This window comes from Salinivibrio sp. PR5 (assembly GCF_001996085.1).
In the GTDB taxonomy this organism is placed as follows: domain Bacteria; phylum Pseudomonadota; class Gammaproteobacteria; order Enterobacterales; family Vibrionaceae; genus Salinivibrio; species Salinivibrio proteolyticus.
In genome coordinates, this window is sequence record NZ_MUFK01000003.1 from 47,845 (window position 1) to 62,926 (window position 15,082).

Annotated in this window: 14 protein-coding genes; 4 read left to right on the plus strand and 10 right to left on the minus strand. The window is 51.1% G+C overall.

Annotated elements, in window-relative coordinates; translation table 11 throughout:
- Window positions 1-16: 16 nt before the first annotated feature.
- The 4 genes from BZG82_RS02215 to BZG82_RS02230 all read right to left on the minus strand — a co-directional run bounded on the left by BZG82_RS02215 (window position 17) and on the right by BZG82_RS02230 (window position 3,883).
- Window positions 17-1,243: a quaternary amine ABC transporter ATP-binding protein gene (locus BZG82_RS02215; protein ID WP_077676199.1), complete on the minus strand. Its 1,227-nt coding sequence runs from the start codon at window positions 1,241-1,243 to the stop codon at window positions 17-19.
- Window positions 1,236-2,132: an ABC transporter permease gene (locus BZG82_RS02220; protein WP_077457908.1), complete on the minus strand. Its 897-nt coding sequence runs from the start codon at window positions 2,130-2,132 to the stop codon at window positions 1,236-1,238. Before BZG82_RS02220 ends, BZG82_RS02215 begins: the two co-directional genes overlap by 8 nt.
- Before the next feature lie 62 nt (window positions 2,133-2,194).
- Complete coding sequence (locus BZG82_RS02225; protein ID WP_077482031.1) at window positions 2,195-3,190, minus strand: ABC transporter substrate-binding protein; 996 nt, start codon at window positions 3,188-3,190, stop codon at window positions 2,195-2,197.
- A gap of 153 nt (window positions 3,191-3,343) precedes the next feature.
- Window positions 3,344-3,883, minus strand: a complete 540-nt coding sequence (locus BZG82_RS02230; RefSeq protein ID WP_077765059.1) for an isochorismatase family protein — start codon at window positions 3,881-3,883, stop codon at window positions 3,344-3,346.
- A gap of 159 nt (window positions 3,884-4,042) precedes the next feature.
- On the opposite strand from BZG82_RS02230, the gene BZG82_RS02235 reads away from it, so the two are divergent.
- A complete protein-coding gene (locus tag BZG82_RS02235; protein WP_077765060.1) occupies window positions 4,043-4,912 on the plus strand; it encodes a DMT family transporter in 870 nt (289 codons plus the stop codon).
- A 3-nt stretch (window positions 4,913-4,915) separates the two neighbouring features.
- Here the strand turns inward: BZG82_RS02235 and BZG82_RS02240 are convergent, their stop codons facing one another.
- A complete protein-coding gene (locus BZG82_RS02240; protein ID WP_158011491.1) occupies window positions 4,916-5,890 on the minus strand; it encodes a lipid A deacylase LpxR family protein in 975 nt (324 codons plus the stop codon).
- A 138-nt stretch (window positions 5,891-6,028) separates the two neighbouring features.
- On the opposite strand from BZG82_RS02240, the gene BZG82_RS02245 reads away from it, so the two are divergent.
- On the plus strand, window positions 6,029-6,868 hold the full coding sequence (locus BZG82_RS02245) for a sulfurtransferase (protein ID WP_077765061.1): 840 nt from the start codon (window positions 6,029-6,031) through the stop codon (window positions 6,866-6,868).
- A gap of 8 nt (window positions 6,869-6,876) precedes the next feature.
- Here the strand turns inward: BZG82_RS02245 and BZG82_RS02250 are convergent, their stop codons facing one another.
- Complete coding sequence (locus BZG82_RS02250) at window positions 6,877-7,716, minus strand: phosphate ABC transporter substrate-binding protein (RefSeq protein WP_077662519.1); 840 nt, start codon at window positions 7,714-7,716, stop codon at window positions 6,877-6,879.
- Between the two features lie 361 nt (window positions 7,717-8,077).
- Here BZG82_RS02250 and BZG82_RS02255 point away from each other — a divergent pair, with 361 nt between their 5' ends.
- Window positions 8,078-9,751, plus strand: coding sequence for an AAA family ATPase (locus BZG82_RS02255; RefSeq protein ID WP_108742943.1), 1,674 nt, complete (start codon window positions 8,078-8,080; stop codon window positions 9,749-9,751).
- Window positions 9,744-11,213, plus strand: coding sequence for an ATPase RavA stimulator ViaA (gene viaA / locus BZG82_RS02260; protein WP_077765063.1), 1,470 nt, complete (start codon window positions 9,744-9,746; stop codon window positions 11,211-11,213). The genes BZG82_RS02255 and viaA overlap by 8 nt, the downstream gene beginning before the upstream one ends.
- Here viaA and BZG82_RS02265 read toward each other — a convergent pair.
- The 4 genes from BZG82_RS02265 to BZG82_RS02280 form a co-directional block, all read right to left on the minus strand.
- A complete protein-coding gene (locus tag BZG82_RS02265) occupies window positions 11,207-12,124 on the minus strand; it encodes an EamA family transporter (RefSeq protein ID WP_077765064.1) in 918 nt (305 codons plus the stop codon). The genes viaA and BZG82_RS02265 overlap by 7 nt on opposite strands.
- 149 nt (window positions 12,125-12,273) lie before the next feature.
- On the minus strand, window positions 12,274-13,068 hold the full coding sequence (locus BZG82_RS02270) for an ABC transporter ATP-binding protein (RefSeq protein WP_077676189.1): 795 nt from the start codon (window positions 13,066-13,068) through the stop codon (window positions 12,274-12,276).
- A complete protein-coding gene (locus BZG82_RS02275; RefSeq protein ID WP_077765065.1) occupies window positions 13,065-13,976 on the minus strand; it encodes an ABC transporter permease in 912 nt (303 codons plus the stop codon). Before BZG82_RS02275 ends, BZG82_RS02270 begins: the two co-directional genes overlap by 4 nt.
- Window positions 13,977-14,001: 25 nt before the next feature.
- Entirely contained in the window at window positions 14,002-14,970 is a 969-nt protein-coding gene (locus tag BZG82_RS02280) for an ABC transporter substrate binding protein (RefSeq protein ID WP_077481197.1), read from the minus strand.
- Window positions 14,971-15,082 lie beyond the last annotated feature (112 nt).

A 15,082-nucleotide genomic window follows, 5' to 3' on the forward strand; every position in this document is an offset into this window, starting at 1 on the left:
TAGCCGCTGTCACCGGTTAGCTCGCAATCGCGGGAGCGTCGGGATCCTTTGTGGAGGCGGCTTTCTCGCTGAGAATCGTGGCAACCGTTTGGCGTGAAAGGTGGCCAATCAATTCCCCTTCTTTGTCAAAAACAGGGAGCGGCCACTTCGATGCCAGCGTGTCTGGGATCACTTGTTCAAGCAAGGAGTCTTGGTCGATAGCAGGCACATCTTCAATCATACTGGCATCAATTTGTGTACTGGGATCAGCTTTGCTGAGCGCTTTTTCACTTAGTGTGCCTTGGTAGCCATCTTCGGTGACATAATAGCCATAGCTGGCTTTCTGTTGACGCATTTGCGTGATGGCATCGCCAATGGTATTTGCACTTATGCGACAGATCTGCGGCTGCATCACCGTCTCCACCGTTAGTGCGCGGGCGCGATTCACATCTTTGACAAAGGCTTCCACATAGTCATCTGCTGGACGCAATAGAATATCGACGGGCTCACCAACCTGTACGAGTTTACCATCGCGCAAAATCGCAATGCGATCGCCCAAGCGTAAGGCTTCATCCAGATCATGTGTAATAAACACGATGGTCTTATGTAACTTCTCTTGTAACTCAATCAATTGATCTTGCATCTCGCTGCGAATAAGCGGGTCCAGCGCAGAGAAGGCTTCGTCCATGAGCAAAATATCGGCATCGGTACACAAGGCACGCGCGAGTCCTACCCGTTGCTGCTGGCCCCCTGACAATTGCGCAGGGTATTGGTCCGCGTACCCCTCCAAACCAACGGTTGATAACCACTGTTGGGCTGTGGCGTCGCGTTCCTTTTTGGCCACGCCTTGAATATGCAGCCCAAACGCGACATTTTCTTTAACGGTACGGTGCGGTAATAAGCCAAATCGTTGAAAGACCATCGACATTTTATGACGGCGGAATTGCTGCAACTCTTGTTGAGAGAACTGCATAATATCCGTGCCCTCAATGCGAATCGCACCTTCGGTAGGATCAATCAGACGGTTAAAGTGACGGATAAGGGTCGACTTCCCCGACCCCGATAGCCCCATGATCACGAAGACTTCACCGCGTCGAATCGAGAGGTTGATATCACTTAACCCAATGGTATGCCCAGTTTGTTGAAGCAAGTCATCTTTGCTTTTTCCGTCTTTCACACTGGCCATCACTTTGTGAGGGTGTTTACCAAACACCTTGTACAGGCCTTCAATTTCAATCAGCGTGTCATGGGTTGGCTCAGTCATGCTCACTTCCTTTTAAATGCTGCTGCGCACGTTTGGCGTAGCTTTGTGAAACGCGGTCAAAAATGATGGCGAGCGCCACAATGGCTAAACCGTTCAGAAGACCTAGGGTAAAGTATTGGTTAGTAATGGATTTGAGAACGGGTTGCCCCAAGCCTGCCACACCAATCATGGATGCGATAACAACCATGGCCAAGGCCATCATGATGGTTTGGTTAATACCGGCCATAATGGTGGGCATTGCCAAGGGTAGCTGAACTTGGAAAAGCCGCTGCATACCGCTGGCACCGTAGGCGGTAGCTGCTTCGAGAACATCTTTATCGACCAATCGGATGCCTAAATTGGTTAATCGGATCACCGGCGGAATGGCATAAATCACCACGGCAATGACACCGGGAATTTTCCCGATCCCAAGCAACATAACCACTGGAATCAGGTAGACGAATGCCGGCATGGTTTGCATAACATCCAAAAGTGGCGTGACAATCGCTTGGGTACGGTCTGACTTTGACATGGCTATCCCAATTGGTACACCGACACCAATCGCGAGCAGGGTACAGACGAGAATAATACTCATGGTGCTCATGGTGTCTTCCCACATTCCCAGATAGCCGATGGCCGTGAATGCGACCACCACGGCCAGAGGCAGTTTCCACGAGCGGCTGGCCAGATAGGCAATACCGGCCAGAATCGCGATCACTAACCACCACGGTGTCGACAGCAACAAATCTTCGAACCAAACCAGAAAGTTAAGTAAGGGGTCAAAAAAAGACTCGATAGATTCGCCGTATTCACGGGAGAAGCTGCGATAGGCACCGTCGAGGGTTTTACGTATTTCAAGCAGATCTCGTCTGCTCATTTCAGGCACATCAGTTAGCCATGAATTTGCCATTTTCAGGGGGTTCCTTTACTGCGGGGAAAGCGCAGCGCAGCCAAAGACTGCGCTGAGTGAGGTTAAAGTGCATTGTTGATTTTATCGGCGACATCATCGGACACCCATGATGTCCAGATCTCAGGGTGCTCAATTAAAAAGTGTGTCATGGCATATTCGCCATCGGCCTGATTTTCTTCCATCCAGGCAAGCAGTGTATTCATTTGGTCGTTAGTAAAGCCTCGTGTTTCGAGATAAGCCACGGCGTCTGGTGCACGCTTTGCGAATCGTTCGGTGATCACGGTATCAACATCAGCCGCGGGATACATAGTGACCCTTGGGTTGAGACAGTCATTCGCGGTCACACATTGTTTGTAGTGATCAATATCGGTGCCGGATTCAAAGTCTATTTTGACCATGTCATATTTGCCGAGCACGGCCGTGGGCGCCCAGTAATACCCGAACCAAGGCTCTTTACGTTCATAAGCTTTGGCGATTGAGCCGGCTAAGCCAGCGCCAGAGCCCGGGTCAACCATTTCAAAGCCGCTATCGGCAAGGTTGAGGGCGCGAAAGAGGTTGGTTGACGTGATCTGGCAATTCCAGCCGGCGGGGCAGCCATAGAATGCAGATTTAGAGGGGTCTTCAGGGTGAGTAAATAGTTTGGCATTCGCCTTAATCCCCGAAATGGTTTTCAGCTCAGGGTAGTCATCGACGAGATATTGCGGCACCCAGAATCCTTCTTCACCGCCATTAATCAAGGCTTTGCCTGCATAGCGAATCCGGCCCTCGTCGATACCACGTTGCAGTCCTTCACGCATTGAGTTGCTCCAAAATTCCGGCGCAATATCGGGCTCTCCTTTTTCGACCATCGAGGTACCGGTCGGCATGGTGTCACCCGGCACCAGCTCTGCATCACATCCGTAACCATGCTCGAGAATAAAACGGTCGATATTGGCAATTAAGCTTGCAGAGTTCCAATTCATATCGGCAATGGTTACTTTGCCGCAGGTGTGATCATCCGCATTCACGGGCAGTGCGCCTACCGCTAACAGGCTGGCGGCAATGATTCGCTTGTACATAGTGCTTCCTTTCTTCTTTTACACGCATTCCCAATAATATTAGACCACTAACCAAATTGTTAGGGGGAAGAGTACTAGATAGATCACGCTGTATCATCTGCAGGGCTTGCAGTGGTAAATATTTAGGCGGTGTGTCATGGCGCCGACCTGCGCTTATTTGATCAACGATAAAAAGCGTTTGAAGTCGTCGCCACCGGCTTGTTGTTGCCACTCGAATAACAAAGACTCAACCACGGTTATCCATGCACCATGTTGTTGCATCATGCTCAGGCCTACTTGATAGTGATTGGCATGGCACGAAGACGTCGCGTCGACTGCCACGTGAACATGATAATGAGCACGAAGGAGGTCGCAAGCGGTTTGGTAGACACAAATGTGCGTTTCGATGCCACATAAAATCACTTGTTTACGGTTGAGCGTTGTTAGTTTTTGCTGCACTTCGGGGTGGGCGTAAGCGCTGAAAGTTTGCTTAGCGATGGGGGTGTTCTCGGGCAACAGCGCGGCGAGCGATGGAGAAGTTGGGCCGAGTTTATCTGGCAATTGCTCCATCCAAATAACGGGCACGTCAAAATGCTGACAGGCGCGTAGCAGTTGCGCGGTCTTTTGGTGTAGCGCATCGCTATTTACCACTTTCTGCGCCAGTTTTCCTTGTACGTCAATCAGAATGACGACAGCATTTTCTGTATTAATCATCACACTATCCTTTTGTTTTCACGAAGTAATAAGCGTAGCAGGACGGTTTTTTCTTCGCCGAGGCCCATCGCACAAGTTATTATCATCACATAAAGATACTTGATATAAATCAACTTGATCACTAATATATCTTCACATCAAGATAAGTGAGGGCAAGGTATGCATTATTTGATTGCGGTATTGGCACCGATTTTTTGGGGGAGCACTTACTCCGCTGTGGCACTATTCTTGGCGGATCTGTCTCCTTATTGGATGGCTGTGTGGCGCGCATTGCCAGCAGGCTTGCTGATGCTATTGATTAGTCGTCGCGGCTTACCGTTGAGCGTGCCACGCATGCTCGCGGTGAGCTTTTTTAATATCGCAGCGTTCTTTTTGTTGTTATTTGTGGCTGCTTATCGTTTACCGGGTGCGGTTGCTGGGACATTAGGAGCGACCTTACCGCTCGTATTGATGTTGTTGCAGTGGTTAACAGAAGGGAAACGCCCTCAGTTAAAGATGTTGATGTTGGCACTGCTCGGTTTGGCTGGGGTGGGGCTACTCCTTAACCCTTCTACCGACATAGATTGGATTGGTGCAGGGGCGATGTTGGCCGCCACCGTTTTTGTCGCGCAGTCGACCTTGTGGATGAAGCGCTGGGAGGCCAAAGATATCTTTGGTTTAACTGCGTGGCAGTTGGTGATTGGTGGCGTGATGTTAATCCCGTTTGCGTGGTTACTAGCAGGACCGCCACAGGCTATCAGCCTCCATGCCGTTCCGGGTTTGATCTGGGTAATTGTGTTGAATACCGCGGTAGGTTACTGGGCTTATATACGCTCGATTACCGTGTTAGGCCCCAATCGCCAGTCGATCATTATGTTTTTGAACCCACTGACTGCTGTCACCCTCGGGGTCTTGTGGGTTAATGAGACACTTCAGCCCATGCAGTGGGTCGGTATTGGGTTGATCCTTGCTTCCTTGGTATGGATGAAATGGTCTGATCGCGGCGCACGACCTGTGGTGAAACAAGCCGTAGAAGCCTCTGCCAGTTAACCGTTAATAACGATAGTGGACTGTCCATGACACATAGCTGTAGGTGTCGTCAGTCGCTTGTTGATAGTCTTTACTGTGCAGCGCAACGCTCACGTCAGTGCCCCAGCGCGGTTGGTAATAAGCGAAACCGGCCGCGGCACTGGCTTGCCAATGGGTCATATCAATATCTGCGTTTTCAGGGGGCTTATCGCCATTAATGGTGATGTCATTGGCGCGGTATCGACCTTGCACAGCGGTGTAAAAAAACGCGCCTTGGGTGCTGGCATCAAACATTCGGCTGTCAAGGTGGCGACCGGGCTCAAAACTGATCCCACCATAGGAATTCGCTAAGTCTAGCCCGATGCGATAGCTGAGCCCGGCGGATACTTCACTGCGAAAGTTACCAATATCTGCGCGACCAGATACGCCCCACTCTTGGTATTCGCTCCGATGAAGAAGCTGGTGGCGTTCGTAGGCAAACTGTGCCACCGGCGTATTTCGCACCTGATAGTCCCATCCTTTGGGATCCGGTGAGTCGATAAGCTTGTGCACGTAAGATTGCCCTTGTTCGGTCAAAGAAGCAGGCCCTACGATGCCAAACAATACCGACCATTTATCGACACGTTCAGGCGTTTGCTGATACACACCCGGCTCGATAAAAATCAGCCCCGCGTAGGGACGCTCGTTAGGTTGCGGTGTGGTGAAGGTGATGTCATTCGGTGTCCACATCATCTGGCCGATGTCTAGACTCCAAGCTTGACGGGCCTCTGGGTTTAAAGGCAGTTGCTCTGCAAACCAACGTATCGGCGCCACCGATGTGGTGGTGACATCGTCAGACCAGTCACTGTGCCAATGGGCATATACGCCACTGGTATATTGATTATCTTCGCCGAGTGGGCTGTCATTTTCGATCGTTACGCCAAACCCTGCTGCTTGGCCGAGTGAGGGAAGCACGAGCAAGGCTAAAGCGGTTCGACGAATTAGGGGCAGCGATGTCATTAACGTCCTCATTGGCTTGCATCTTAATGGCGACAGAATCAGTATGAAGAAAAACTGAGTGTTACTCTATGTCACGCTCGTCAGTATCGAGTGAAACATGAGTAAGGCCTCCATCAATAATGAAAAGGGATCGTCAAGATGTCAGTGTTTGTCAGTGCGCAGTGGTTAACGTCGCGATTAGAGTCGGTTGTCCCCGTAGACGCCAGTTGGTTTATGCCCGACGTGGCGCGCGATAGCTATCAGGAGTGGCAGCAGCGCCGTTTGCCGGGTGCCATATTCTTTGACTTTGATGGCGCTATTAAAGATACCCAATCGACGTTACCTCATATGTTACCCAGTACTGAGGAATTTGCGAGACACATGGGCAAACTCGGCATCGCGCCACAAGATACCTTGGTGGTCTATGATACCCAAGGCCTGTTTTCTGCCGCCCGTGTGTGGTGGATGTGTAAAGTCATGGGTCATGAAAATGTCTTTATTTTAGATGGTGGATTGCCGGCTTGGCTGGCACAAGATGGGCCTTTGGAAGAGTCGGCCGCGAAACCCCGCGTCGAAGCAACGTATGTGTCGAGCTTCAAACCTTATCGCTATATAGATGGAGAAACACTGGCGGCAAAACTGGCGGCTGTGAATGTGATTGATGTCCGTCCAGCGGCACGGTTTAACGGGACGGTGCCAGAGCCAAGAGACGGTGTGCGCGCAGGGCATATGCCGGGCGCAAAGAACTTACCATTTGCTAGTCTTACTGACCAACAAGGCTTCGTGATTGATCAAACAGAAGCCAGACGCCTTGTGCTTCCGCTACTCAGTGATACACGCCTTAATGTTGCAAGTTGTGGGTCTGGCGTGACGGCTTGCATTCTCGCCGCAGTGGCCGAGCATTACTTTGGCTACCCGGTTGCTGTCTACGATGGGTCATGGACAGAGTGGGGTAGCCACAAAGCATGGCCGGTGACTAAGGAAGCCAGTACGGCCTAATTGCCCGCTCAGGGCGTTGTCAGTGCCATGTGTTGCGACTGACTCGCGACATAGCCGGCATTGGCAAACGCTTGCTGGCCTTGCTCAGAAAGCAAGTAATCATAAAAGCCGTTAGCGGCGGATGACAGTGGCGCGGTTTTGCGCAAGATCACAAAAGGGCGCGCCAACTTATAGCGCCCATCAGCGATGGCGGCCAAGGTTGGTGCTTGACCATCCACCGATAGCGGCTTGATGCCTGCATCGACCGAGCCTAGCGAGACATAGCCGATAGCATGAGGGTTCTTGGCGACTAGGGTTTTCACCATGCTATTGCTATTCACCACCATTAAGCGCGGACTCACTCCCGACACTGTCTCACCTTTCACGACCTTGGTCAGGTCTAGTAAGGTTTCAAACGAAAAGCGCGATCCCGAGGCTGACTCACGAGACACCGCGGCGATTTCACGATCTGCTCCCCCGAGTGCTTGCCAGTTTTTAATCTCCCCCAAATAGATCTTCCGAATTTGCGCTTGGGTCAGGGCCGTGACGGGATTGCTGGGATGAACCACCAAGGCAATGCCATCATAGGCCAGAATATCGGTGGTGAGATCGGGAGCAATTTCTTCTTGTTTTAAATACCGCGAACTCATGCCCATGGGTGCAATCCCTTGTTTGACTGCAGCAATACCCGCGGCCGAGCCTGTTCCTTGTACCTGAATGACCACATCATGGTCGCGCTGATAGCGCTCGGCAATCACTTCCATCACATGGCTCACAGACGTTGAACCCGTGATAGTGACTGATGGCGCGGCGATCGCGAGTTGGCTGATGCAAAGGAAGAGGAAAGAAAAAAGTGTGTGTTTAAACATGGGTTAACGTCCTGTTGCGATAAAGAGGCAACGGATTCTATGACAATGATGTGTCATTCCAGTGACAACGTGAGCCAAAACCATGCTGAGTTAACAAGATCAAAGCGTTCCTGATGCTTTAACCATCAGCTTCTTCGAGCGACTACACAATATTGACTTTAAGGTGATCTGTGTCACTATTTGATATCTGCATCAATGATATATCCATACATTACTTAAAATTTACTTACACATTAGTTTATTTATTGTGCGCTTGTTCAGCGTATTGATGGCAGCCTTGGATGGACTTGCCATGCTTTATGTAGAAGCAGGAAGCCGCCTTATCACCGCGAGAGGCCGCTCAGACTGAAACCGAATCAGAATGCGGGAGTGTCACTTGTCTCAAAACCTCGCCACCGTCAGCCGTCGTGCGCTATTGCCTGAGCGCATTTCTCAACTCATTGATGCCCTGTCCAGTGGTGTCTATGAACGTGAACATACGATCAAAATGTGTTTGCTCGCCGCGCTTGCTGGCGAAAGTGTGTTTTTGTTGGGGCCACCGGGCATCGCTAAGAGTTTTATTGCCAAACGCCTAATCGATGCGTTTGAAAACAGTCAGTTCTTTGAATATTTGATGACCCGCTTCTCCACCCCTGAAGAAGTTTTTGGGCCGTTATCCATTCAAGCGCTGAAGGATGAAGGTAAATATGTTCGTCTCACTGAGGGCTATCTGCCCAACGCCGATGTGGTGTTCCTCGATGAGATTTGGAAAGCTGGTCCGGCGATCCTCAACACGCTATTAACGGTGGTCAATGAGCGTACGTTTCGGAATGGCGAGCATGTTTATCCAGTTCCAATGCGGCTTCTCGTCACGGCCTCAAATGAACTTCCTGAGCCTGATAGTGGGCTAGATGCTTTGTATGACCGAATGCTTCTGCGCGTATTTGTTAACCGTATTCAAGAGAAGAAGAATTTTAAACTGATGCTCACTGAGCCGAGCCAAGATGAAACCTCGGTGCCAGATAAAATTAAAATTGGTCATGAGGAGTATCAGCAATGGCAGAGCATTATTCCTAGCCTTGCTTTGCCTGATGCGATTTTTGACAAGCTCTATACCTTAAAGCAGCGGCTCGAGCAGGCGGGAGAAGAAAGTCCAAACTTTAATCCAGCCGAATTATACGTGTCGGATCGCCGCTGGAAAAAAGCGGTGCGCCTCTTAAAGGCGGCGGCGTTCTTTAACGGACGTGATGAAGTCGGACCGCTCGACTTATTGCTACTCGAAGACTGTCTCTGGCACAGCCCTGAATCGCGCGACGTGGTACAGGATGTGATGCGTCGGTTTGCGGCTGAGATTTTGTTCGATCAGCAAGAAGCCTTAGCGTTAATGGATGATGTGAAAGTGGCCTTGCGTGACATAGAGCAAAGCACGGTCGAGGCGCTCGCTTACCAGCAAGACAGCGCAAGTTCGAGCTTACGAAAACCCACCATTGATATCAGCAAAGCCCCGCGTTTTAGCGTCAATCAAAGTCGCGACCTCGTCCGCTTTGTGCTGCTCACTGCCAATCCGTCGGTCTCGGAGCAAGAAAAGGGCGATAGTCGCTGGATATACCTCGATGCGGCCGATGTGGAGAAGAAGCTCAAGCCCGGCAGCACGGATCTTTATGGCTACGTCAACAAAAACACCCATTTGTGTCGCCTCACGTTAGAGTGGGACGCACAGGGCATGCTGGTGGTCAAAGACATTGCCAATCGTGCGGTGCCGGTTGCACTGGCGGGGGTGAATAATCCAGACGCTGAACAGCTTGACACCTGGCACGCGCAAACTGACCAAGCGCTTGAACAATTAAATCAGGCGCAGTTTCTTATTCGTCGCGCCCGTAGTCAGCTAAATGCAGGCCTACCGCACCTTTTTGCCCAGCCGGCGTTACTGGAAGTCGCGTCCGCGAGTTTGGTGGATGCCGAGCGGGATGTAAAAGCGCACATGGCCACGCTAGAACAGCAAGCACGCCGTTTACGGCGTCTCGATACGTTTTTTACTGGAGCGGACGATGCTTAGCGCGGAAAGCTTAAACATGGGCTTGATGTTGGCGGAATCCGGCTTGCTTGATGCGGCAATGACCGAGTTAATGTCGCACCCCCAGTTACTGCTTCTCACTGAGCGCAGCCCGGCGATCAAACATGCTGTACAAAAACAGCTCGATAGATGGCGAGGTCACACCAAGCGCAAACTCATGCAGCAAGGGTTGTCACCGGCCCTGAAGCAAGAAATTCAGCTGTATGAGCAAGCGACAGAGAAATCGGCACGCGCTTTTGACTCCGACATTCAAACACTCCTCGCTGACTTGGAGTCGGTCTCTTCGTTTCATGCGCAAGCGTCATCATTGGCGGCACAACAGGCTGAACATCCTGACCCAATGTTTCAATCGTATTTTTGCAATAAATGGCATGCGCATTTAAAGGCAGAAATCCACGCGTTGCAGTCGGAAAATTTGGAAGCGCAAAAAGAGAAGCTTTTAGACGATCTTTACCGTCGTATTGCAACCTATCAAACGATGGATGGCGTCGATCAATCCGGTGATATCAGTAAAGTGGGCCGGTTGTGGGATATGGCCGCGAGCCATTTGTCTCAACATGACGTGACCTTACTGAAACGTTTTGTCACTTTCTTAGAGAAAAATCCTGATCTTCAAGCGATTGCGGAGCAGTTGGGACGGATGGCGAATCAAGTCAGTGCCAGTGGCCCCAGCCAGCAACCGACTGAAACCTTAAAAACAGTGCCAGAGCGACAAGTTGACGTTCCTGATGATATTACGGGTATTTGTCAAAGCGACCGCGTTGATCGCTTACTTCCTAATGAAGCGGTGCTGCTCTCAGATCCTGCGCTCGAAGTGGTGTTTTACAAGCAATTGGTGGATAAACAGCTACTGAACTATCAATTGTCGGGGAAGGCGCATCGCCGTCAAAAGGTAGAAACCAATGCACCGAGTCAGTCTAAGCCTGAGCAGATCAAAGGCCCATTTATCATTGCGGTCGATGCCTCTGGCTCCATGAGTGGCTTTCCGGAACAATGTGCAAAAGCCTTGGCGTATGTATTAATGCGTATCGCCGCTACCGAGCATCGTGACTGCTACGTGATGTTGTTTTCCACTGACCATATTAGCTATGAGCTGACTGGCGAACAGGGACTACAAGAAGCGATGAGCTTTCTTTCATACCGTTTTCATGGTGGTACCGATATGGCGCCAGTGATTGATAAAGCGCTCGATTTAATGGCAGGTGACCGCTACCAAAACGCTGATCTGGTGGTGGTGTCTGATTTTATCGCGCCCAAACAATCGGATGCGATGATCGAAAAAGTGAATGCATTGAAAGCGCAGCAAAATCGATTTCACGCAGTGAGCCTGTCTAAATATGGTAATCCAGAGCTGATGGCGATGTTTGATCACTGTTGGCGCTATCAGCCATCCTTAGCGGGGCGCTTAGTTAACCAATGGTGGCCGGGCAAACGCGATCACTGAGCGGACGCAGACGTTGCTTTTTTCGCCGATGCTTTTCTTGCCTGCCGAAGATAACGCCACAGTCTCGCGCCCAGTACGGAAATGGTTAGCCCAACCACGATCAATCCTGCCCCCACCCATTCGATGGGTGATAATCGCTCCCCCAGACCTATCGAGGCGGCACTCATTCCCACAATAGGGATTAATAACGCGAACGGTGTGACCGACGCTGAGGTATGTTGATTTAATAGCCAGCCCCACAAAGCAAAGGCCACCAAGGTAGAAATGTAGCCGACGTAAGCGATGGATAACCAGCCAGATAGCGGTGTTGCTTGCAGCAACTGGAGCGGATGTTGGCTCTCCAGTAAATAGGATAGGGCGAAGAGTGGTAGGGGAGGGATCAAGCTCACCCATACCATAAAATGCATCAGATTCACGCCTGGCATCTGTTTCATCACCAGATTGGCAATGGCCCAGAAAAACGCCGCGGCGACGATCATCGTTACACCTGTGAGGGTGGCACTACCTGTGGTGGTAAGAAAGAAAAGTGCAAACCCAGAAAGGGCAATGAACAGCCCCAGTCCTTGCGCGCGAGTGACGACTTCGCGCAGTACCACCGCACTCAGTAAGATGGTAAAGATCACCTGCGCTTGCAACAGCAAAGATGCAATCCCTGCCGATGCGTCGGCGTCCATTGCCACAAAGAGCAGGCTGAATTTAATCACGCCAAGACTGAGTCCAACGGTCAATAACTGCCACAGTGGGACGCGAGGACGCGGAACAAACAATACCGCGGGGATAGCAACAATTAAAAAGCGCAACCCAGAGAAAAGAATCGGCGGTAGTGTGTGTAAGCCTACTTTGATGACAGAGAAATTCACGCCCCAAATAACGACCACGGTAAGGGCGAGTGCGATACTTTTTGCGTTCATACCTAATTCCTTGGCAATACTGGCGTTAGGCTAGCATGGAAATGTCATAACCCCTAATTGTTAGACAGCTATGCCAATAAATTAGATCTGTTGATGGGGCCATCACGAAAAAAGGCGCCGAGAGGGCGCCTTGTGGCTTGGGAGGTGAGTTAACTGAGAAGCAAACTGTCGTCTGCCAGTGTCTCGCCGCGCACTTTATTGAACATCTCAAGCAGGTGCGGCACATCCATGTTTTTGCGCTCATCGCCATGCACATCAAGCACAATGTTTCCTTGGTGTAGCATCACGGTGCGGTCGCCACAGGCAAGGGCATCTTTCATGGAGTGCGTGACCATCATCGCAGTAAGGCTAAACTCATTGACGATGGTTTTGGTCAAATCAATCACGAACGCAGCCATGCGGGGGTCGAGCGCGGCGGTGTGCTCATCCAGCAATAAGAGTTTGCTTTCCGACAAGGTCGCCATGACCAAACTGACCGCTTGGCGTTGGCCACCGGAGAGCAAACCAATACTGTCGCTCAACCTATCTTCAAGGCCTAAACCTAAAATCGCGATCCTTTCTTGAAAGAGCTTGCGGCGCTTGTCACCGAGCGCACGTGTCCAGCCACGTCCTTTACCGCGACGATAAGCCAGTGCAAGGTTTTCTTCAATGGTCAGCGAGGCACAGGTGCCTGCCAGCGGATCTTGAAACACACGGGCTGCGAGGGTGGCGCGTTCATGAACGGCTTTCTTAGTCACGTCGACGCCATCAATATTGACGCTTCCGCCGATCATTGGCGTCTCGCCCGTCACCGCTCCGAGCAGTGTTGATTTGCCTGCGCCATTAGAGCCGATAATGGTGACAAACTCTTTTTCTGGAATCGTCAGACTTACGCCACGTAAGGCACGATTTTCAAGCACAGTACCGGGGTTAAAGGTTACTTGAATATTGGCTAATGAAATCATTCCGACACCTCTGCCTGCTTGGCGCGTTTTGATTTTTGATACTGCTGACGCATTTTAGGCGCGATAAGCGCGACGGCGACCAGTACGGCGGTAACCAGGTTGAGGTCCGAGGCTTGCAAGCCAAACATACCACTGGATAGCGCAAAGGCGACGGCGAGACGGTAGAGAATCGAACCGACAATAACGGCAACCACAGCCACCCACACTTTGCGGCCCGGTATCAGTGTTTGGCCTAAAATCACAGCGGCAAGGCCCACTACAATGGTGCCGACCCCCGAGGTAACATCGGCAAAACTATTAGTTTGTGCAAATAGCGCCCCAGCAAAGCCGACAAAGGCGTTGGATAGGGCTAAGCCAAAATAGGTATACATGGCGGTACTGCCGCCCTGTGCCTTAACCATACGAGGATTGACCCCAGTGGCGCGTAGGCCGAGACCAAAATCACTCGCGAGTAAGCGGATCACCAACAAACCGCTGATAATCACCAAAACACCGACTACGAGGGGACGCAGATAGACAGGTGCGATACCCAGCTGTTCGAATGGGGTAAGAATGGTTTCCTCACCCAACAAGGCGATATTCGGCCGGCCCATAATACGAATATTGATCGAAAAAGCGGCAATCATCGTCAAAATGCTCGAGAGCAGATTGAGGATGCCGCACTTCACCGTCAAAAACGCCGTCACCAAGCCAGTGATCCCACCGGCCAGAATAGCGACTGCGGTAGCAAACCAAGGGTTGTAGCCTGCGACGATAAGTGTGGCCGCCACCGCAGCGCCCATCGGGAAGCTGCCATCAACGGTAAGATCGGGAAAATCAAGCACCCGGAACGTCAGATAAACCCCTAAGGCGACCAAGCCATAGATAAGGCCTACTTCCAAGGTGCCAAAAAAAGCAATGGCAGTCATTCACTACTCCTAAGACTGATACTGACTAGTCTTGAATACGCGCGGCACGATCCAAAATCGTGTCGGGAACCGTGATGCCAAGTCGATTGGCTGCTGCACGATTAACGGCTAAGTCAGAGCCGAGCGCGACTTTGGCCGGCAGTGAAGACACGGGTTTCCCTTCCAGTACCGCAGCAACATAATCGGACGTTTGCACACCAACGGAGTAGTAATCAAAGCCGAGCGCTACCACTGCGCCGTTAGGGATATACGATGTCGATCCGCCAATTACTGGGGTATCAGCAGAATTAGCCGCTGCGACAAGACCATCGATCGCGCTGGCAACGGTATTATCGGTTGGCGCATAAATCACATCCGCTTGGGTGGCCACAACTTGCGCAGCAGATTGAACATCTGCACTTTTTAGCGCTGTGCCTTCCACAACCTTAATGCCTTGAGCACTGGCAGCTTCACGGAGTAATTCGACTAAGGTAACGGCATTGGCTTCCCCTGGATTGTAAACCACCCCAATGGTGGTGAGCTCGGGGAGTAACTCTTTAGCCAATGCAACGTGTTGAGCGACAGGAGAGAGGTCAGACAGACCGGTTACGTTGCCACTCGGAGCATCCATATTCTTAACCAGTTTCGCTCCCACAGGATCGGTAACGGCGGTAAAAATAACTGGGATATCTTTGGTTGCTGCTGCCAGTGCTTGTGCGGAAGGTGTCGCGATCCCAACCAGCACATCAGGTTGTTCGCCAACATATTGACGAGCGATTTGAACAGCAATAGCCGGGTTACCTTGCGCTGTTTGATATTTAAAATCTAGATTTTCACCCGGCGTATATCCTTTGGCTTTTAACCCATCGAGTAGACCGTTTCGCGCGGCATCAAGCGCAGGGTGCTCGACAATTTGGGAAACCGCAACCGTCGCGGTTTCTGCCAGTGCCGTCACAGAGACGCCAACAGACAGCGCGGCAGCGCAGGCCAATGTGGCGAGTTTAGGTGCTTTCATAGTGACTCCCTTCTTCTCATCATGCATGCCATGGGTGGTGATCAAGCAAGGATGTTAGATTGCGATGTTGTGTGTTAGTTAAAATATGGGTTTTGTTTTTATAGCAATTGAA

Coding starts and splice junctions, on each gene's coding strand:
- BZG82_RS02215 (WP_077676199.1), bottom strand. CDS start 1,243: ATGACTGAGCCAACCCATGACACGCTGATTGAAATTGAAGGCCTGTAC.
- BZG82_RS02220 (WP_077457908.1), bottom strand. CDS start 2,132: ATGGCAAATTCATGGCTAACTGATGTGCCTGAAATGAGCAGACGAGAT.
- BZG82_RS02225 (WP_077482031.1), bottom strand. CDS start 3,190: ATGTACAAGCGAATCATTGCCGCCAGCCTGTTAGCGGTAGGCGCACTG.
- BZG82_RS02230 (WP_077765059.1), bottom strand. CDS start 3,883: ATGATTAATACAGAAAATGCTGTCGTCATTCTGATTGACGTACAAGGA.
- BZG82_RS02235 (WP_077765060.1), top strand. CDS start 4,043: ATGCATTATTTGATTGCGGTATTGGCACCGATTTTTTGGGGGAGCACT.
- BZG82_RS02240 (WP_158011491.1), bottom strand. CDS start 5,890: ATGACATCGCTGCCCCTAATTCGTCGAACCGCTTTAGCCTTGCTCGTG.
- BZG82_RS02245 (WP_077765061.1), top strand. CDS start 6,029: ATGTCAGTGTTTGTCAGTGCGCAGTGGTTAACGTCGCGATTAGAGTCG.
- BZG82_RS02250 (WP_077662519.1), bottom strand. CDS start 7,716: ATGTTTAAACACACACTTTTTTCTTTCCTCTTCCTTTGCATCAGCCAA.
- BZG82_RS02255 (WP_108742943.1), top strand. CDS start 8,078: ATGCGGGAGTGTCACTTGTCTCAAAACCTCGCCACCGTCAGCCGTCGT.
- viaA (WP_077765063.1), top strand. CDS start 9,744: ATGCTTAGCGCGGAAAGCTTAAACATGGGCTTGATGTTGGCGGAATCC.
- BZG82_RS02265 (WP_077765064.1), bottom strand. CDS start 12,124: ATGAACGCAAAAAGTATCGCACTCGCCCTTACCGTGGTCGTTATTTGG.
- BZG82_RS02270 (WP_077676189.1), bottom strand. CDS start 13,068: ATGATTTCATTAGCCAATATTCAAGTAACCTTTAACCCCGGTACTGTG.
- BZG82_RS02275 (WP_077765065.1), bottom strand. CDS start 13,976: ATGACTGCCATTGCTTTTTTTGGCACCTTGGAAGTAGGCCTTATCTAT.
- BZG82_RS02280 (WP_077481197.1), bottom strand. CDS start 14,970: ATGAAAGCACCTAAACTCGCCACATTGGCCTGCGCTGCCGCGCTGTCT.